This window comes from Faecalimonas sp., from assembly GCA_029264305.1.
Lineage (GTDB): Bacteria > Bacillota > Clostridia > Lachnospirales > Lachnospiraceae > Faecalimonas.
Map to the genome: position 1 here is coordinate 118,284 of JARICA010000008.1, position 19,862 is coordinate 138,145.

General features: G+C 33.9%; 16 protein-coding genes and 1 riboswitch. All 16 genes read left to right on the forward strand.

Annotated features, from left to right (window positions below; all coding sequences use genetic code 11):
- Positions 1-61 precede the first annotated feature (61 nt).
- A riboswitch (SAM riboswitch) is annotated at positions 62-161 on the forward strand.
- A gap of 124 nt (positions 162-285) precedes the next feature.
- The 16 genes from metK (at position 286) to greA (ending at position 19,847) form a co-directional block, all read left to right on the forward strand.
- Positions 286-1,473, forward strand: a complete 1,188-nt coding sequence (metK, locus tag ACY2U7_RS01295) for a methionine adenosyltransferase (RefSeq protein ID WP_461811781.1) — start codon at positions 286-288, stop codon at positions 1,471-1,473.
- A gap of 178 nt (positions 1,474-1,651) precedes the next feature.
- A complete protein-coding gene (locus ACY2U7_RS01300) occupies positions 1,652-3,145 on the forward strand; it encodes a sensor histidine kinase (RefSeq protein WP_461811780.1) in 1,494 nt (497 codons plus the stop codon).
- Positions 3,138-3,827: a response regulator transcription factor gene (locus tag ACY2U7_RS01305; RefSeq protein WP_461811779.1), complete on the forward strand. Its 690-nt coding sequence runs from the start codon at positions 3,138-3,140 to the stop codon at positions 3,825-3,827. Before ACY2U7_RS01300 ends, ACY2U7_RS01305 begins: the two co-directional genes overlap by 8 nt.
- Positions 3,828-3,904: 77 nt before the next feature.
- A complete protein-coding gene (locus tag ACY2U7_RS01310) occupies positions 3,905-5,281 on the forward strand; it encodes a TrkH family potassium uptake protein (RefSeq protein ID WP_461811778.1) in 1,377 nt (458 codons plus the stop codon).
- 11 nt (positions 5,282-5,292) lie between these two features.
- Positions 5,293-5,943, forward strand: a complete 651-nt coding sequence (locus tag ACY2U7_RS01315) for a potassium channel family protein (RefSeq protein WP_461811777.1) — start codon at positions 5,293-5,295, stop codon at positions 5,941-5,943.
- 4 nt (positions 5,944-5,947) lie between these two features.
- Positions 5,948-6,721, forward strand: a complete 774-nt coding sequence (locus ACY2U7_RS01320; protein WP_461811776.1) for a TrmH family RNA methyltransferase — start codon at positions 5,948-5,950, stop codon at positions 6,719-6,721.
- A 156-nt stretch (positions 6,722-6,877) separates the two neighbouring features.
- Positions 6,878-7,915, forward strand: coding sequence for a cell wall hydrolase (locus ACY2U7_RS01325; protein WP_461815714.1), 1,038 nt, complete (start codon positions 6,878-6,880; stop codon positions 7,913-7,915).
- Positions 7,916-8,050: 135 nt separating this feature from the next.
- Positions 8,051-8,494, forward strand: coding sequence for a hypothetical protein (locus ACY2U7_RS01330; RefSeq protein ID WP_461815715.1), 444 nt, complete (start codon positions 8,051-8,053; stop codon positions 8,492-8,494).
- A gap of 28 nt (positions 8,495-8,522) precedes the next feature.
- Positions 8,523-9,242, forward strand: coding sequence for a response regulator transcription factor (locus ACY2U7_RS01335; RefSeq protein ID WP_461815716.1), 720 nt, complete (start codon positions 8,523-8,525; stop codon positions 9,240-9,242).
- Complete coding sequence (locus ACY2U7_RS01340; protein WP_461815717.1) at positions 9,199-10,515, forward strand: sensor histidine kinase; 1,317 nt, start codon at positions 9,199-9,201, stop codon at positions 10,513-10,515. Before ACY2U7_RS01335 ends, ACY2U7_RS01340 begins: the two co-directional genes overlap by 44 nt.
- Positions 10,516-10,602: 87 nt before the next feature.
- Positions 10,603-11,553, forward strand: coding sequence for an SPFH domain-containing protein (locus ACY2U7_RS01345; protein WP_461811771.1), 951 nt, complete (start codon positions 10,603-10,605; stop codon positions 11,551-11,553).
- Between the two features lie 68 nt (positions 11,554-11,621).
- Positions 11,622-13,505, forward strand: a complete 1,884-nt coding sequence (locus ACY2U7_RS01350) for a biotin--[acetyl-CoA-carboxylase] ligase (protein WP_461811770.1) — start codon at positions 11,622-11,624, stop codon at positions 13,503-13,505.
- On the forward strand, positions 13,492-13,839 hold the full coding sequence (locus ACY2U7_RS01355) for a DUF6145 family protein (protein ID WP_461815718.1): 348 nt from the start codon (positions 13,492-13,494) through the stop codon (positions 13,837-13,839). The genes ACY2U7_RS01350 and ACY2U7_RS01355 overlap by 14 nt, the downstream gene beginning before the upstream one ends.
- The gene (gene dusB / locus ACY2U7_RS01360) at positions 13,836-14,801 is read left to right on the forward strand and encodes a tRNA dihydrouridine synthase DusB (RefSeq protein WP_461811768.1); all 966 of its coding nucleotides are present in this window, start codon (positions 13,836-13,838) and stop codon (positions 14,799-14,801) included. Before ACY2U7_RS01355 ends, dusB begins: the two co-directional genes overlap by 4 nt.
- A 173-nt stretch (positions 14,802-14,974) precedes the next feature.
- Complete coding sequence (locus ACY2U7_RS01365) at positions 14,975-19,159, forward strand: sialidase family protein (RefSeq protein ID WP_461815719.1); 4,185 nt, start codon at positions 14,975-14,977, stop codon at positions 19,157-19,159.
- 205 nt (positions 19,160-19,364) lie between these two features.
- Positions 19,365-19,847 carry a transcription elongation factor GreA gene (greA, locus tag ACY2U7_RS01370; protein WP_461810654.1) on the forward strand — a complete coding sequence of 161 codons (483 nt, stop codon included), beginning with the start codon at positions 19,365-19,367 and terminating at the stop codon, positions 19,845-19,847.
- Positions 19,848-19,862 lie beyond the last annotated feature (15 nt).

Below are 19,862 nucleotides of genomic sequence, written 5' to 3' on the forward strand. Positions count from 1 at the left end.
TAATCTGCAAGTAGTGTTATGATAATCAGCGTAGCAAATATATGTATTATATAGAGACTTTCTCTTATTCAGAGTGGTGGAGGTAAAAGGACTGATGAAGCCACGGCAACCCCTTGTTATTAGGAAGGTGCCAACCTGAGCGAGTAATCGAACAATAAGAGGATTGATTTATGAGAATATAAACAGTCCACTTTTGTGGGCTGTTTTTTTGTAAAAAGCAGGAAAAGATAGTTTTTTACAAAGAAATCCTTACAAAGAGAAAGTAGAAAAAGAAAGGAAAAGAAAATGGAGAGATTATTATTTACGTCAGAATCAGTAACAGAAGGACATCCAGATAAAATTTGTGACCAGATTTCAGACGCTGTTTTAGATGCGTTGATGGAACAAGATCCAAATAGCCGTGTAGCTTGTGAAACGGCTATTACAACAGGACTTGTATTAGTTATGGGTGAAATCACAACAAATGCCTATGTAGATATTCAAAAAATTGTAAGAGAAACAATTAATGAAATAGGATATAATCGTGGAAAATATGGGTTTGATGCACATACTTGTGGTGTTATTACAGCAATTGATGAACAATCATCAGATATTGCCATGGGTGTTGATAAAGCGTTAGAAGCAAAAGAAAATAGAATGACAGATGAAGAAATTGAAGCAATTGGTGCAGGTGATCAGGGAATGATGTTTGGATATGCATCAAATGAAACGGAAGAGTATATGCCATACCCAATTTCATTAGCACATAAGATGGCATTGCAGTTAACAAAAATTCGTAAAGATGGAACACTTACATATTTACGTCCAGATGGAAAAACACAGGTTTCTGTAGAATATAATGAAGAAGGAAAACCAGAAAGATTAGATGCTGTTGTTCTTTCTACACAGCATGATCCAGATGTGACACAAGAACAGATTCATGAAGATATTAAAAAACATGTATTTGATGTTATTCTTCCAAAAGAAATGATTGATGAAAATACAAAATTCTTTATTAACCCAACAGGGCGATTTGTGATTGGTGGACCACATGGAGATAGTGGTGTAACAGGACGTAAAATTATTGTAGATACTTATGGTGGAATGGCTCGTCATGGTGGTGGAGCATTTTCTGGAAAAGATTGTACAAAGGTGGATCGTTCAGCAGCATATGCGGCAAGATATGTAGCGAAAAATATTGTAGCAGCTGGAATAGCAGATAAATGTGAAATTCAATTATCATATGCAATTGGGGTTGCACAACCAACTTCAATTATGGTTGATACATTTGGAACAGGAAAATTGTCTGAAGAAAAATTGGTAGAAATTATTAGAGAAAACTTTGATTTAAGACCAGCAGGAATTATCAAAATGTTAGATTTACGACGTCCAATTTACAAGCAGACAGCAGCATACGGACATTTTGGACGTAATGATTTAGATTTACCTTGGGAAAAGTTAGATAAAGTAGAAAATTTGAAAAAATATCTATAAAAATACATTTGGGACGTAGTGATTGTGAAATGCTACGTCCCAAAGTGCATTTTAACCGATTTTTTATAAGAATTTTATAAATATTTATAATGGTTTTGGTGTAGAACAGAACATACCATGCTATAATGAACACGCAAGTTTCGAGAGCGAAACAAGTAAAATGAAAGGGAGTGTCCGCTTGAAGTTAAAAACAAGGTTGATTATAGCATTCGTAACCGTCAGCGTTCTACCAATTTTATTGACTACAATTATTATTTTTGGATTAAGTCAGTATCAGATTAATTTGATTGAGCAAAATTATGGAATTACAGGAACAACGTATAAAAATTTTTCTAATTCTGTGCAAGTGATGAATAGTTTGACGGAACAACCATATCACGAGTTGAAGGAAGTTGCCGCTGAAAACCCAAGCAAACTTTGTGATGTTACTTATTTAGAGAAAATAAATGAAAAACTACTTTCTAAAAATTCTTATCTGATTGTTAGAAATAATATGAAAATTATATATATTGGAGGAAATGCTGAACAGGTAAAGCAGATGATTTATCAGTTGCCAGAATACGGTGAACATGATTCGACTTCAAAGAATGGAGTATATTATGGAAATGCACAATCTTTAGTTAAACAAATCGATTTTCATCAAGTAGATGGGAGTGTGGGAAGTGCGTTTCTTGTGACGGATGTTAGTAATGTGATTCCAGAAGTGCGTCAATTGATTACGGATGCATTGTTAGCAATTGTCATTATTTTTGTTGTGACAGCAGCTCTTCTTATATTTTGGATATATAAAGGAGTTACAGGCCCTCTTGGAAAAATGCAAAAAGCAGCGAAGAATATTAAAGAAGGGAATCTTGAATTTAAGTTAGAACCAGAAACGGATGATGAACTAGGACAACTTTGCCAAGATTTTGAAGATATGAGAAGGCGTTTAAAGACAAATGCAGAAGAAAAATTGCAATATGATAAAGAAGGAAAAGAATTGATTAGTAATATTTCACATGATTTAAAAACTCCAGTTACGGCAATTAAAGGGTATGCAGAAGGAATTATGGATGGTGTTGCCGATACGCCTGAAAAGATGGAAAAATATATCCGAACGATTTATAATAAAGCAAATGAGATGGATCGACTAATTAATGAATTGACCTTTTATTCAAAGATAGATACAAATCGAATACCATATAATTTTAGTACGATTTTAGTAAATGATTACTTTGATGATTGTGCAGAAGATTTGTCCTTAGAATTGGAGGCAAAAGGAATTGTTTTTGGATATTCTAATTATGTAGAAGGAGAACAGAAGATTATTGCTGATGCGGAACAATTGAAGAGAGTTATCAATAATATTGTAACAAATTCGATAAAATATATGGATAAGGAACAAGGTCGTATTAATCTTCGCATAAAAGATGTTGGAGACTTTATTCAAGTAGAACTTGAAGATAATGGAAAAGGAATTTCCCCAAAAGATTTACCTAATATTTTTGATAGATTTTATAGGACGGATGCATCAAGAAATTCTTCCAAAGGAGGAAGTGGAATTGGGCTTTCTATTGTAAAGAAAATTGTTGAGGAGCATGGTGGAAAAATTTGGGCAACAAGCAAAGAAGGAACAGGGACAGTAATGTACTTTGTTATTAGAAAATATCAGGAGGTACCGATGAATGAATAAGATTTTAATTGTAGAAGATGAGGAAGCAATTGCTGATTTAGAAAAAGATTACTTAGAGTTAAGTGGATTTGAAGTAGAAGTGGCAAATGATGGAGAAATTGGATTAGAGAAAGCACTTGGTGAGGAGTACAATCTTATTATTTTAGATTTAATGCTTCCAGGCATAGATGGATTTGAAATATGTAGAAGAGTTCGTGATGAAAAAAATACACCTATTATTATGATTTCAGCTAAAAAAGATGATATTGATAAAATTAGAGGTCTCGGGCTTGGAGCAGATGATTATATGACGAAACCATTTAGCCCAAGCGAACTTGTTGCTAGAGTAAAAGCTCATCTTGCAAGGTATGAACGATTAATAGGTAGTACAATAGAAGAAAATGAGATTATTGAGATTAGAGGACTAAAGATTGACACAACGGCAAGACGTGTATGGGTGAACGGTGAGGAAAAGTCATTTACAACAAAAGAATTTGATTTACTTACGTTTCTGGCTAGTCATCCAAATCACGTTTATACAAAAGATCAGTTATTTAGTGAAATATGGGATATGGAATCCATAGGTGATATTGCAACTGTAACAGTTCATATTAAAAAGATAAGAGAAAAAATAGAGTTTGACACATCAAAACCACAATATATAGAAACGATTTGGGGTGTTGGCTATCGCTTTAAAGTGTAGTATACTAATCAAAGCAAATACGTTATCGTATTTGCTTTACCTATGTAAAAATTTATTAGAATGTGGGGAATAAATTTGTGAAGGAACGAAAGAAAAGTATAAGGTTTACTACAATGCAGCTGATTGCTGCAGGTTTTTTGGGGATTATCATTTTAGGGGCAATTTTATTGTATTTACCAGTAAGTAATACAAAACCAATTCAATTTACAGATGCACTATTTACAGCAACTTCTGCGGTATGTGTGACAGGACTTGTTACTATTGTCCCAGCAACACAATTTACAGTGTTAGGAAAAGGAATTCTTCTTGTACTCATTCAAATTGGGGGGCTTGGAGTTATTGCTTGTACATTTTCCTTCTTTTTGATCATAAAGAAGAAAATCACATTGCGAGAACGAATTATTATTCAAGAAACTTATAATATGGATACGTTAAGTGGGCTTGTAAAATTTTTGATTAAAATCATTAAAGGTACTTTTGTGGTGGAAGGAATAGGAGCAATATTGTTCGCTTTTCAATTTATACCAGAATATGGAATCGTAGAGGGAATTTGTTATTCTATATTTCATTCAATTTCGGCTTTTTGTAATGCGGGAATTGATATTTTAGGTAATTCTAGTTTTACAAAGTATGCAATAAATCCTTTGGTTAATTTTACAACGATGATGTTAATTGTTTTAGGTGGAATTGGATTTACAGTTTGGTGGGATGTCATTAATAATATATTTCGAGAAATTGGAAAAGAAAGGGCTTCCATTAGGAAAGTGTTTACAAAATTAACATTACATTCTAAAATTGCCATTAGTATGACAATCGCATTGATTTTTGTGGGAATGGTTAGTTTTTTTGTTATGGAGTATGCTAATCCAGAGACTTTTGGAAATATGTCGTTGGGAGAAAAACTTATGGCAGCAGGATTCCATTCGGTATCAACAAGAACAGCAGGATTTGCTACCGTATCTCAATCAGGTTTAACAAACGGATCAAAATTGATTACGTGTCTTCTTATGTTTGTTGGTGGGTCGCCAGCGGGTACAGCCGGAGGTGTGAAGACGACAACGGTTGCTATGCTTGTTTTGACATGTCGATCCGTTATTAAAAACGGAAAAGATACAGAATGTTTTGGAAGAAAGATCGTAGAAGACAATATTCGCACTGGACTTGCAGTGATTTTTCTTTCCATGGGCTTTTTGATTATGGGAACAGTAGTTGTTTCTGTATTGGAACCAGATATGGAATTTATGCGTATTTTATATGAAACTACATCGGCAATGGGAACAGTAGGGTTAAGTGCTGATTTAACTCCTGAACTGAGAACAGCAAGTAAATATGTTATCATGATGTTGATGTATATCGGACGAATTGGACCTGTAACAATGGTATTGATATTTGGAAAAGGTCATACAAAAGATAGGGTAAGAGAATTACCAGAAAAACGTATTCTAGTAGGATAGGAGATAAGAAAATGGGAAGACAATATGCGGTATTTGGATTAGGGAATTTTGGTAAAAGTGTGGCACTTTCGTTGGAAAGATTAGGATGTGAAGTTCTTGTCGTTGATAAATCAATGGAAAAAATACAAGAAATTTCTGATGAAGTATCATATGCCATGCGTGCGGATATTGAAGAAGCGGAAGTGATGGAGACAATTGGAGCAAGAAATTTAGATGGGGCAATAGTTGCATTGTCGGAAAATCTCGAGGCAAGTATTGTAGCAACAATTATGGCAAAAGAAACGGGTATTCCGTATGTAATAGCAAAAGCACAAACAGAATTACAAGGAAGAATTTTGAAGAAAGTTGGTGCAGATGTTATTGTTTATCCAGAAAAAGAGATGGGGATTCGTATTGCGAGAGGAATTGTAGCGACAAATTTTGCGGAATGGATTGACTTATCGCCAGAATATAGTTTAGTAGAATGGAAAATACCTAGCAAGTGGGCAGGAAAGACTCTATTGGAATTGCGTATAAGAGAGAGAAAAGGAATTAATGTTGTTGGGATTATTCATGATGGAAAGGTGAATCTTTCTTTTGAGCCAACCGAACCACTTCCAGAAGAAGGAATTATTATTTTGATTGGTTCAAATAAGGTATTACAGAAACTAAAAGAGGAGTAAGGACATGATTACAAGTACAAGCAATGGGCAAGTAAAAGAATTGCTACAATTGCAAAAGAAGAGTAAGGTGAGGAATGAAAGAAATATTTTTGTTGTTGAGGGTATAAAAATGTTTCTTGAAGCACCAAGAAATCGTATTGAAAAGGTGTTTATTTCTGAAACACTATTTAATAAGAAGAAACAGGAATTAGATTTAGAGGGATTAAAAGTAGAGATTTTGTCGGATAAAGTATTTTCGTATGTGTCAGATACGAAAACACCACAAGGAATTTTGTGTATAGTTAGACAAAAAAAGACAAAACTGGAAGAAATTTTCAGACAAAAACAAGCTCATTTAATGATTTTAGAAAATTTGCAGGATCCGGGGAATTTGGGAACAATTGTCAGAACGGCAGAAGGGGCTGGTGTGAGTGGAATTATTCTAAGTAAAGATTGTGTGGATATTTATAATCCCAAAACAATTCGGTCTACAATGGGGTCCATTTATCGTATGCCATTTTTGTATGTAGAAAATTTAGAAAAGACAATTGAAGAAGTGAAAAAACAGAAGATTAAAGTGTATGCAGCACATTTGCAAGGAAAAAATAATTATGATGAAGAAAATTACAAAAGTGGATGTGCTTTTTTGATTGGCAATGAAGGAAATGGATTGAGTCAAGAAATCGCAGAAATGGCTGATATTTGGGTGAAAATCCGTATGCATGGGCAAGTGGAATCTTTGAATGCGGCAATTGCTTCGTCGATATTGATGTTCGAGGTGTGTAGACAGAGACGATAATTTTTTTAGACATGGGGGTTGACAAGAAAATCTTTTAGTGTTAGTATGCTCCAAGACAGATTTGTAACAAAATTGTAACAAATCGTAATTAAAACGCATTATTTGGGTATAATAATATTAACAAATCAAACCAGATAATGACTCAGGAGGTTATATATGAAACGAGAGATTATGAAAGTGACTGCATGTCTTTTACTTACAACTTGTCTTGTAATTCCAGCGGTATTTACAAGTGAAGCAGCAGATGCACAATCAGAAACTCAAGGGATTGTAGAACTATTAGGGGATAAGCCAGTGTTAGATGATATTACTGTTAGTTTACCAGAGGTTGCAGCTGTTGCGGTAGAAACACAGGAATTTAATCAGAAAGCATTAGCAAACACAGACGGAGAAATGTCAATTTATGCAGAAGCAAATGAAAATAGCGAATTAGTTGGAAAGGTATATCGCAATACAATTATGAACATTGAAGAAGCAGGGGAGATGTGGTCTAAAGTTTCTTCAGGTGATGTGGTAGGATATATAAAAAATGATTATCTTGTACTTGGGACAAAAGCAGTGGAAAGAGCGAAATCAGTCTGTCCAGCTAAAACTACAGTAAATGGAAAAGAATATTCTGTTGTAGGAACAGACGGAAAACAGTTAACATTAAAAGGGGCAGATAATGCACAGCTCACTGTTTCTGTAAATGAAGCAAAGGTTACAAGAAATACGCAGAATGGAAAGACTATGAAGCAAATTGCGGAAGAGGAAGCAAGAAAGAAAGCTGAGGAAGCAAAGAGAAAGGCTGAAGAAGAGGCAAAGAGAAAAAAAGCTGAACAAGCAGCTGCTTCACAGAAAAGAAATGCACCAATGTCCGTATCAACAAGTGATAGAGATTTAATGGCAGCAATTATTTACTGCGAAGCAGGAATAGAACCATATCAAGGAAAAGTTGCAGTTGGAGCTGTTATTATGAATCGTGTAAGAAGTGGAAGATTTCCAAATACAATCTCAGGTGTGATTTATCAAAGAGGACAATTTGGTCCAGCGATTACAGGAAAATTAGGTCGTGTACTTGCGTCTGGAAAAGCAACAGCAGAATGTTATAAAGCAGCTGATGCAGCGTTAGCAGGAGAAAATCCAATTGGAAATCGTTTATTCTTTGGAAATGGAAATACAGGATATAAAATTGGAAGTCATTACTTCCATTAAAAATAAAGGTGAAACAAGAGGTTAGTTCAATTTTGAACTGACCTCTTATTCTTTAGAAATCTTTAGAATTTTATTTCTCTTCTTTCAGAAAAAGTATTGTAGAATAGATATATCAAAAATGAAGGTGGGATCATTATGAAGAATTATAGAAAAGCAATAGTAGCTGTTTTTAATATCTTAAGACGTTATCTCTGCTTTGCAGCGGCGGATGTTATATTAGGAGATGGGACTTCATTATTACAACCGTCGACAAAAACAGAATATATTTTGGCAGGATTAGCTGTATTTGTTTCTGGTATAATAGAGTATGAATATTGGAAAGCACGAGAAAGTGATAGAGGATCTTCACTTTTAGAAGTTCCGAAAAATTTAAAACAAAAAATAATTTTCAGTATTTGGGTTTTGATGAAAGTTTTATATAATTATCTTATTATCGGAGCATTGCAAATTATTTTTCTAAAAAATGACAGTTTTTTAAAACCAGATATAAAGGGTGAATATTTTACGGTATGCATTATTATTTTATGCTTCTTTATAATTACATATTTTTACCAGAGAAAGAAAAGGGATATGGTATAATATGAAAAAAGCGAAAGAAGGGGAGCATATGCGGAGAAGTAAAATCATGGTTGTCGATGATGATGCAGATATTCGTCAGGCATTAAGAGTGCTGTTAGAAAAGGAAAACTACGAGGTGGAAGAAGCGGATAATGGGGAAACAGCATTGGAATTATTGGACGAAACAGTTGACTTGATGATTTTGGATATAATGATGCCTGGAAAGGATGGACTTGCTACTTGTAAAAAAGTGAGAGAAACATATACATTTCCGATTTTATTTCTTACTGCGAAAACAACAGAAAATGACAAATATATGGGATTTTCAAGTGGTGGAGATGATTATCTGACAAAGCCCTTTTCTCAAATAGAAATTTTATCGAGAATTTCAGCGATGTTAAGGAGATATTGTATTTATCAAGGGAAAAGGGTGGAAGAAAACTATATTTGTATTAAAGATTTACGGATTGATAAAACTGTATCTTGTGTTTATCAAGGGGAAAGAGAAATTCTTCTTACTAATACAGAGTATGAACTGTTACTTTTTATGGCAAAGAATCCTAACAAAGTTTTTACACTTGAAGAATTATATGAGAATATATGGAATGAACCATATCACTTTTCTGTGAATGCTACTGTGATGGTGCATATCCGAAATTTGAGACGTAAGTTACATGATACATCACAGGCATCTAAATATATTAAAAATATTTGGGGAAAGGGTTATGCGATTACTGATGAAAGAAATGAGAAAAAAGTATCTAAATAGAGAGTTGTTCGTTTTGAGTCTGTTATCTTTTGGTATTTCTATATTTGTGTATGTTCTTCTTCTTTTTTCTTCTTCATATTTCATTACAAGGTATTATAATACAGCGGAACATATCGAAAAGTTAGAAAAGAAATATGTTGAAGACTTGCAAAATTACATTACGAGAGAAAAAATTACTGTTCAGAGCATTGGAAAAATTGATGATTGGGTATTTGACAAGGAAGATGTATTTCTTAAAATTTTTGTAAAGGGAAACATTATTTATGATGCCATGTATGGACAAACAGATAACATTGTCGATGGAATAGAAAAAAGAGAACATTTTGGGAGAATGAAGAATTATGAATTGATATTAGGTTTAGAAAAGGCGGAGGTAGTTCTGTTTTGTTATGATTTTTCGGCAGAAAATTATGCGATGTATATTTCTCTGTTTACTTCTTTCCTTGTTTTCTTTATCGTTATGGTAGTTGGGGTTCGTAGGAAAATCACATATCTTGTTACAATACAGAAAGAACTGAATATGCTGTTGGAAGATTTAGATTGTTCTGTGAGCCTGTGGGGCAATGATGAGATTACAGATGTGGCTCGAGGTATAGATGCGTTGAGATTATCAGTTAAAGAGAAAATGGAAAAAGAGAAAATGGCCTATGAAGCGAACCAGCGTTTAATCGCTTCCCTTTCTCATGATATTAAAACACCGCTGACAACTGTGATTGCGTACTTAGAGTTAGTGAAAAGTGGGGAATATGAAGATGAGAAATTGCGTAAATATGTTGGGATTTCTTTAGACAAGGCAAATCACTTAAAAGAATTGACAAATGAACTGTTTGAACATTTTCTTCTCCATGGCGGAGAAGAGCAAGTTATTTTTGAACAGGTAAACGGAAATGAATTGATTATGCAATTGTTTGAGGAAAATTTATTTGATTTGGAAATGCAGGGGGCAGATATACGACGGGATGTAAGTGATATTACATCAACTTTAGAAGTGAATGTTCGTTTTGTGTATAGACTTTTTCATAATTTGTTTTCTAATTTGGAAAAGTACGGGGATTTTTCTAAGCCAATTTTTATTCGCTATGCAGTGGAAAATAATTATCTTGTACTTTCTATGCAGAATACAAAAGCGAAAAAGCAAGATCAAAGAGAATCAGCAAAAATAGGATTGCATAATTGTGCTGCAATTATGGAAAAACATAAAGGGACATTTGAAGTAGTAGAGAACGATAATATATTTTGTATCAGACTTGCTTTTCCGATAATTAAAACATAATAGTTATAATTTTTATTGAAAAACAAAATAAAATATAGTAATATAAAAAACAACAACAATATTTTCAGAAAATAAGGAGGGGTTTCTATGTATTACGAAAATAGTGGCATAGGAATGGGAGCAATTATTGGAATTGCTTTATTAATTTTAGTTATACTAATATTGGTTTCCTGCATTAAGGTTGTCACACAGGCGCAGGCATTAGTTGTAGAACGATTGGGAGCATATCAAGCAACTTGGGGCGTAGGTTTACATTTTAAAATACCGATTATTGAGCGCGTAGCAAGAAAGGTAGATTTAAAAGAGCAGGTAGCTGATTTTCCACCACAGCCTGTTATTACAAAAGATAATGTTACAATGAGAATAGATACAGTTGTATTTTATCAAATTACAGATCCAAAGCTTTTTTGTTATGGAGTAGCAAATCCACTTATGGCAATTGAAAATCTTACAGCGACAACACTTCGTAATATTATTGGTGATTTGGAATTAGATGAAACACTTACTTCCAGAGAGACAATCAATGCGAAAATGAGATCTTCACTTGATGTGGCAACAGATCCATGGGGAATTAAAGTAAATAGAGTAGAGTTGAAAAATATTATTCCTCCAGCTGCTATTCAAGATGCAATGGAAAAACAGATGAAAGCAGAGCGTGAAAGACGTGAATCAATTCTTCGTGCAGAAGGAGAAAAGAAATCTACAATTCTTGTTGCAGAAGGAAATAAAGAATCTGCGATTCTTGATGCTGAAGCAGAAAAACAAGCAGCAATTTTAAGAGCTGAGGCACAGAAAGAAAAAATGATTAAAGAAGCTGAAGGACAGGCAGAAGCAATTTTGAAAGTACAGCAGGCCAATGCAGATGGTATTCGCTTCTTGAAAGAAGCAGGAGCAGATGAAGCTGTATTAACAATGAAGAGTTTAGAAGCTTTTGCAAAAGCAGCAGACGGAAAAGCAACAAAGATTATTATTCCATCAGAAATCCAAAGCATTGCAGGATTGGTTAAATCTGTGACAGAAATTGGATCAGAAAAATAAGTATATAAAGAAAGGGGTATGTTTAGCATATCCCTTTTGTTGTATGTGCATATATAAGGAGGTTTGAAATGAAGCCGGTGATTGATTTAGATAAAGAATATGCAATTATGTTAGATGGAGGAGGAGCAAGAGGAGCATATCAGATTGGAGCATGGAAAGCATTACGGGAGGCAGGAGTGAAAATCAATGCAGTGGCAGGGACGTCTGTAGGGGCGTTGAATGGAGCTTTCATTTGTATGGATGATGTGGAAAAAGCTGAGAAAGTGTGGAGTGAGATTACATTTTCAAAAGTCATGGACGTGGATGATATATGGATGGAAAAATTATTCAAAAAGGAAAATGCTTTGACAGAAGTATTAAGAGAACTATGGAAGATAGTGTCTGAAGGTGGAGTTGATGTGACGCCTCTTCGGGAGTTGATTCATAAAAATATTGATGAGAAAAAAATACGTGAATCTGGAAAAGAATACTATATTATGACATTTTCTGTGACAGATATGAAAGAATTAGATTTAAGTATAAAAGATATTTCAGAGGGGTTATTGGAGGATTTTTTATTAGCGAGTGCATATCTGATCGGATTTAAAAATGAAAAATTACATGGAAAAACCTATATTGATGGAGGGGTAATCAATAATGTACCATTAGGTTCCCTTGTAAATCGGGGGTATAAAGACATTATTCAAATTCGTATTTTTGGACCAGGAAGAGAACCTAAAGTACATCTTACAGAAGATATACAGGTATATAAAATTTTGCCCCATGTAAAATTGGGAAGTATTATTGAGTTTGATAAAAAAAGAAGTAAACAAAATATAAAAATAGGATATTATGATGCACAGAGAATGCTTTATGGATTGAAAGGAAGCATTTACTATATTGAACAAACACAAGAAGAATGCTATTATAAAACGAGAATTTTGCGCTTGTCAGAAAAAGAACGCCTGGAAACAGCTTTTGAACTTCGTATGGGAGTGGGGTATACAGAAGAGGAATTGTATTTGACGATGTTGGAAGCCAGTGCAAAATTATTACATATACAAAAGTATAGGATATATACCGAAGAAGAATTATATGAGCAGATTTGTACGCGATATAAATGGAGAAAAGAACAGAAAGAATTTCCTAAATTTGTTTCATTACTTGTAAGAATAGGAAGGGATTATGTGACGGATTTGATGAAAATAAATACAAAATGGGCAGGAAATACAATATATTCGTATGAGGAAATTGATTCCACCAATACTGAAGCATTGCGTTTGGCAGAAAAGAAGGAAAAACATGGAACTCTTGTGATAGCAAAAAAACAATATGCAGGACGAGGGAGAAGAGGAAGAATTTGGGAGTCTGAAGAGGAAGAAAATATTTATATGTCTCTTTTGTTACGCCCAAAGTTTTCGGCTGATTTGGCTCCAATGCTTACTTTAGTCATGGCATATAGTGTAGCGAAGGTTTTGCGTGAACAGGAAGGTTTAGATGTAAAGATTAAGTGGCCAAATGATCTGGTTATTGGGAAAAAGAAAATTTGTGGTATTCTTACCGAGATGAAAATGGAAGAAAAAAATATTTCGTCGGTAATCATAGGAGTCGGAATCAATGTAAATATGGAAAAATTTCCGGTAGAGCTTCGAGACAAAGCGACGTCTCTTAAAAATGAAAGTGGAAGAAAGTTTTCTTGTACAGATTTGATTGCAAAGATTATGGAATGCTTTGAAAAAAAATATGATTGCTTTTCAGAGGTGAAAGATGTATCTTTTATTAAAGAAGAATACAATGAAATGTTAATAAATTGTGGGAAAGAAGTACGTATTTTGGAACCACAGAATGAATATGAGGCAATTGCCATAGGGATCAATGAAAAAGGTGAATTGCTTGTAGAGAAAGAAACCGGAAAAATTGAGAATGTTTTTGCGGGAGAAGTTTCAGTGAGAGGAATGTATGAATATGTATAATCAAGAAGAAAAAACAGTATTGTGTGCATCAAATGCATATGAAAAAAAATATTATTTTAATCCAGATTTTGAGGCACTTCCAAGTAGGATAAAAGATGAATTGAAAATTATGTGTGTATTGTATACAGAGGAAATTGGAGGAATTCTTGCACTAGAATTTGAAGAAGATGGAACTCTTGTATTTGAAGTATCTTCAGAAGAAAATGATTTTCTTTATGACGATATCGGAAGTCAATTAAAAATTAAAGAGTTGCAAAGAACAAAAGAGGATTTTCTCCGTTCCTTAGAACTATATTACAAAGTGTTTTGTTTAGGAGAGGAAATCGGGGAATGATGCTAAAAATCGGAAATGTAGAATTGGAAAATCAATATATTTTAGCTCCGATGGCAGGTGTGACGGATTTACCTTTTCGCTTGTTGTGCAAAGAACAAGGAGCAGGTCTTCTTTGTATGGAGATGGTTAGTGCAAAAGCGATTCAGTATAAGAATAAAAATACACAAGCCCTTTTGAAAATTCATCCAGAGGAAAAACCCGTTTCTTTGCAATTATTTGGATCGGATCCAGATGTGATGAGTGAAGTGGCAAAAAGTATTGAAGAATTACCATTTGCTATTTTAGATATAAATATGGGATGTCCTGTTCCTAAAATTGTAAAGAATGGAGAGGGTTCTGCTCTTATGCAAAATCCAAAATTAGTGGAACAGATTGTGAAGAAAGTGTCCGCTGCTATTCAAAAACCAGTAACAGTGAAAATTCGTAAAGGATTTAATGATGAATCGGTAAATGCTGTAGAAATTGCAAAAATTATTGAGGCGAGTGGTGGAGCAGCTATTGCTGTGCATGGAAGAACAAGAGAACAGTATTATTCTGGAAAAGCAGATTGGGACATTATTCGTCAAGTAAAAGAGGCGGTTTCTATTCCTGTTATTGCAAATGGAGATGTGACTTGTGGAGAAGATGCTATAGAAATTCAAAAACAAACAAATTGTGATGGGATTATGATTGGAAGAGGGGCACAAGGAAATCCATGGATTTTTTCTGAATTGCTTTACTATGAAAAATATGGCGAGATGCCAAAACGTCCTACTGCAGATGAAGTGAAAAAGACAATGTTAAAACATGCTGAGTTACAGATGAAATATAAAGGTGATTATCTTGGAATACGTGAAATGCGAAAACATATTGCATGGTATACAACGGGAATGAAAAATTCTGCAAAATTGAGAGATGATATTAATCGAGTGGAAAGTTTTGAAGAATTAAAAACATTACTGGATAAAAGATTAATTGATTAGTAAAACTATATAAAAAATATCCTGTTTATAGAGCAAAAAGCACTATACCAGGATATTTTTTTGTATAACTTTTCTTATAGATAAATTTTATTGTTAGTATTATAATAAAAAAGAATGAAAAAACATCAAATTATTAATTGTTTTGCACAAAACATATAATAGGGAGTGGGAAAATGAAAAAGAAAAGAATTTTATCATTGTTACTTGCGGCGACGTTAACCTTTAGTAGTATGCCAATGGTCTTGGCAAAAGAAGGGGTTAAACCATCCGATCAAACAACAAAAGAACAACCCTTTTGGGCAGGAACAGGAGAAAGCGATAAATTTCGTATTCCATGTTTAGTGTCATTGGATGATGGAACTTTGGTAGCTGGTTGTGATGCTAGGTGGACAACGCACATGGATGGGGGAGGATTGGATACAATTGTGTCCTATTCAAAAGATAAAGGGAAAACATGGAATTATACATTTGCCAATTATTTAGGGGATAATGGAAATGAACACAACGTCAATTCTACAGCTTTCATTGATCCAGCAATGGCAACAGATGGGAAAAAGGTATATATGATTGCTGATTTATATCCAGCAGGGTATGCTTTAAACGGAGCAAAGAAATCGCCACTTGCCGGAAAGAGCCATGATGATAAAGGAAATATTCTTTTAGCAGATGCAAGAGGCTGGAATGATGTATGGTGTGGCGAACGTACAAAACCTGAAAATTATACATATCGTTTAGTGAAAAATACAAAAGAAAATAAAAATGATGCATACTTTATTCAAGATAAAGATGGAAAAACAGTAGAAGGTTATACGGTTGATGCTTATTTTAATGTGAAAGGAAAAGACGTAAATGCGAATCTTTTTGAAGCGGGTTCGCCGTTTCAAGTGTGGCCTACAGACTATCTTTATTTGACGACATCAGAGAATGGAGGGAAAACATGGTCTGTGCCTTCCATCTTAAATTTAAGAAAAGACAATGAACAATCGCTTCTTGTAGGTCCTGGGCGAGGAATGGTAACTTCAAAGGGGAGAATTGTATTTACAGCGTATGAATTTACAGGTGGGGACAAAAATAGTACAGCAATCTACTCTGATGATGGAGGAAAAACATGGAAACGAGGAAAATCTGTATCTAGACAAAGCTCTGAAGCGGTTATAACGGAAGCCGATGGGAAATTGTATATGTTCACACGTCATGGTGGGTATTATGTGTCAACAGATTGGGGAGAAAATTGGTCTGAACGAAAAAATATGGGGATAACTTATAATTTAAGTTGTCAATTAACAGCAATCACTTATCCGAAAAAAATTGACGGTAAAACAGCTATTCTTTTTGCGGCACCTTCTAATACCGGAAGTCGTGCAGCAGGAAAAATATTTGTGGCTTTAGTACAAGAAGATGGAACGTTAAAATGGACATATGAATATAGTGTGAATGGCTCAGAGTATTATGCGTATTCTTGTTTGGCCGTATTGCCAGATGGAACAGTTGGGCTATTGTATGAAAATGGTTGGACAGAAATCACATATACGAGTTTAGATATTGAAGAGATTGTAAAAGGTGGAGTAGTCGGAAATATTTGGTGTACGGATGAAACTGGAAAAGGTGTATCTTCCGTTACTATGAAATCCAATGTAACAAAAACATTTACTGTAAATGGAGTGAAAGAAAATGCAGAAGTGACTGTAGATTCGGATAATCCATTGGCAGTAAAGGGAGTATATGAAAAGGGTAAATTAACAGTAACCTCGCAAAAAGTTAAGGGGTTAGAACAGGCAGTTGTCACTGTGAAATCTGGAGAAGCAAGTACAAAAATACGTGTAAATGTGACAGACAGTGAACATTATGAGATTGTAAATCTTCGTGTAGGTGATACAAAAACTTATACGGATAAAACAGGAAATTATAGTGATGATACATTAGAAAGTTTGAACAAAAATATCGCTGATATTACGTTAGAAGGAGAAAACGCAAAAGAAGTAGAAAATGTAAGTAAGGCGAAACTTGCAACAGCAAATGGAAAATTTGATGGACAAGAAACAATATTAGACTCGTGTTTATTTACATTTCAATCAGTAAATGGCAAGACAAATACATATACAGTTTCAGCGAAAAGTGGGGAAACAACGGTGTATTTAAGCCACAAAAATGCACCGAGCAAATGTGCATGTACAACAACATCTGCAAATATTCAATTGGAGCAGAAAGAAAATGAAACATTTGCATTGGCCGATACTTCAGCAGGAAATAATGGAAAGTATTTATATTTTTGGAAAGGTGATACTTCAAAATTACATTTTGATCGAAACAGTTCAGCAGATAACAATTGTACGTTTGAATTATACAAAAAAGTAGAAAAAGAACAATCAGATATTCCTGGATATAAGAAAGTAACAAAATTATCAGAAATAGCAAGTGGGGAAAGATATCTTATCGCTTCTAAGGCAACAGATGGAACAAATTATGTATTACATCCATCAAATACAACAAGTAGTTTTAATCATGTTGCAAAAGTAGTGAAACAACAGATTGAAATGAAACCGGAAGCGGAAATTCAACTGGGAACAAATGCGCAGTTTAGCGGAGAGAAAAAGAAAATCAGCAGTAGTCTATTTACATTTGATAAAAAAGATAATGGGAAATTTGTGATTTCTGCAATAACAGAAAAAGGAGAGAAAGTATATCTTACTCCAAAGACAGCGACATCAGCAAATACACCATTTACAAAAACAGGTGCAGATCTTACAGTGACTAAGGAAAATGATGGAGTATTTAGTTTCAAACAAGATGGGGAAGGACATAGTGGAGGATATTTATACTTCCATAAAGAAGCAGGAAAATTATACTTTGATAGAAACGGAAGTACACATGATAACTGCAAGTTTTCTATTTATAAAGCATCGCAAACTGCAAAGGATAGTGAAATTTTAGGGTATGTAAAAGTAAAGGATGTATCTGAAATTGAAAATAACGGACAATATTTAATTGGCGTAAAAGCAGCAGATGGAAAAAATTATTTACTTAATCCTTCTCAGGAAACAGAAAAATACGCTTATGTTGCAAAAGTGACTGGTAATTTGTATGAAGGACAGTCAGAAAAGGCTAAAACAACAATAACTATTACAGGAAAAGCAGAGGGAAAAACAGAAGAAACCATTGGAAAAACAACATATTACATTATTGTAAAGAATGAAAAAGAAGAAATAACACTTAAAGTGGGAGAAACATATAAAATTTCTGGAAAAGTTGTTCAGGTAAAAGGTGATGCGAATAGTATTAAAACAAAAGAAAATAACGGTGTAGCACCTTATAAAGCAATTGACAAATTAGAAGAGGGTACATATTTATTTGGAAATAGTACACACATTATGTTAAATACATCAAGTACAGAAGGAAATCCAACAGGTTTGGGTATGAAACGAGCAAACTTACATACGGGTACATATGCAGAATCTTCTTGGACTATCGCAAAAGCAGAAAATGGTTACACAATGAAAGATGTGAATGGAAAATACATAAATATTGATAATCAAAATGTAACCTTAAAAGATACGCCACAAGTGCTCACTATAGTAAAACGAAATCAAGGAGGATTTGCAGTTTCGAATAACGGAAAATATTTAAATAATTGGGCCCAAGCAAATAATAAAGTGGCAGCTTATGCAAGTGATGACAATGCATGGAATTTTTATACAGCATCTGCAGGTACGGAAGTTACTGCTGTAAATGTAGGTAAGGTAGAATTGATTACAAATGGAATTACATATTCGATTCAGATTGTAGATGAACCAAGTATTTGCCAGCATAGTTGGGGAAAATGGACTGTAGTTGTTGAACCAAGTTGTACAAAAGAAGGAAAAGAGGTTCGCGTTTGTGAAAAATGTGGATTAGAAGAAAAAAGAGTAGTGAAACCAAATAAACATACAGAAAAACTTGTAAACAAAAAAGCACCAACTTGTGCAGAGGAAGGGTATACAGGAGATCTTGTGTGTGCAGTATGTGGTGAAATGCTACAAAAAGGAAAAACTATTGAAAAAGCAGAACATAGTTTTGAAAATGCTAAATGGGAGATTATAAAGCAACCGACTTACACAGAAAATGGAGAAAAAACAAGAATTTGTGAAGTGTGTGGAGCAAAAGAAACCCAAATAATACCGATGCTTGAAAAAGTTGAAAGTAATACGGGAAATAATCATTCGGATAAAGTGACTACGCAACCAAAAGATCCAGTACAGAAAAACAATACAGCGGGAGTAAAAACAGGTGATCATGCACCAATTACAATGTTACTTATGCTAGTATTAGGAGCAGTAGGAACATTTGGAGGAACCATAGTTTATAAAAGAAAAAAGAAATAAACAGTAAATATTAAAACAGGGCAATCTTACCTTTTATAATGAAGGAAAGATTGCTCTGTTTTCTACTCTTATAAAAAGGGGCAAAATCTTGACAATCCCTTGTTTCTAGAGTATAATACAGAAATTGTCAAAGTATATTCAAATGAAGAAATACATGAAAAATTTCATGAAATAATAAAATGGTAAATCAAGGGAGGCAGTTAAGATGGCAGACAAAAAGACTATTCTTACTTACGCTGGATTAAAGAAACTTGAAGATGAATTAGAGAATTTAAAAGTTGTAAAACGTAAAGAAGTAGCAGGAAAAATTAAAGAGGCAAGAGAACAAGGTGACTTGTCTGAAAATGCAGAATATGATGCGGCAAAGGATGAACAAAGAGATATTGAAGCTCGTATTGAAGAATTAGAAAAGATTTTGAAAAATGCAGAAGTTGTTGTAGAAGATGAAGTGGATTTAGATAAAATCAGCATCGGATGTACAGTAACAGTATACGATAATGAATTTGAAGAAGAAATGGAATTCAAAATTGTAGGTTCAACAGAAGCAAACAGTCTTGAAGGAAAAATTTCTAACGAATCACCAGTAGGAAAAGCATTGCTTGGGAAAAAAGTAGATGATGTAGTAGAAGTAGAAACACAAGCAGGTGTGATGGAATACAAAGTGTTAAAAATTGAAAGGTCAATTTAATTAAAGGAGTGGGAA

Bases quoted from the DNA above. Each gene is read 5' to 3' on its own strand.
- metK (WP_461811781.1), top strand. From the start codon at position 286: ATGGAGAGATTATTATTTACGTCAGAATCAGTAACAGAAGGACATCCA.
- ACY2U7_RS01305 (WP_461811779.1), top strand. From the start codon at position 3,138: ATGAATAAGATTTTAATTGTAGAAGATGAGGAAGCAATTGCTGATTTA.
- ACY2U7_RS01315 (WP_461811777.1), top strand. From the start codon at position 5,293: ATGGGAAGACAATATGCGGTATTTGGATTAGGGAATTTTGGTAAAAGT.
- ACY2U7_RS01320 (WP_461811776.1), top strand. From the start codon at position 5,948: ATGATTACAAGTACAAGCAATGGGCAAGTAAAAGAATTGCTACAATTG.
- ACY2U7_RS01325 (WP_461815714.1), top strand. From the start codon at position 6,878: ATGAAACGAGAGATTATGAAAGTGACTGCATGTCTTTTACTTACAACT.
- ACY2U7_RS01330 (WP_461815715.1), top strand. From the start codon at position 8,051: ATGAAGAATTATAGAAAAGCAATAGTAGCTGTTTTTAATATCTTAAGA.
- ACY2U7_RS01335 (WP_461815716.1), top strand. From the start codon at position 8,523: ATGCGGAGAAGTAAAATCATGGTTGTCGATGATGATGCAGATATTCGT.
- ACY2U7_RS01340 (WP_461815717.1), top strand. From the start codon at position 9,199: ATGCGATTACTGATGAAAGAAATGAGAAAAAAGTATCTAAATAGAGAG.
- ACY2U7_RS01345 (WP_461811771.1), top strand. From the start codon at position 10,603: ATGTATTACGAAAATAGTGGCATAGGAATGGGAGCAATTATTGGAATT.
- ACY2U7_RS01350 (WP_461811770.1), top strand. From the start codon at position 11,622: ATGAAGCCGGTGATTGATTTAGATAAAGAATATGCAATTATGTTAGAT.
- ACY2U7_RS01355 (WP_461815718.1), top strand. From the start codon at position 13,492: ATGAATATGTATAATCAAGAAGAAAAAACAGTATTGTGTGCATCAAAT.
- dusB (WP_461811768.1), top strand. From the start codon at position 13,836: ATGATGCTAAAAATCGGAAATGTAGAATTGGAAAATCAATATATTTTA.
- ACY2U7_RS01365 (WP_461815719.1), top strand. From the start codon at position 14,975: ATGAAAAAGAAAAGAATTTTATCATTGTTACTTGCGGCGACGTTAACC.
- greA (WP_461810654.1), top strand. From the start codon at position 19,365: ATGGCAGACAAAAAGACTATTCTTACTTACGCTGGATTAAAGAAACTT.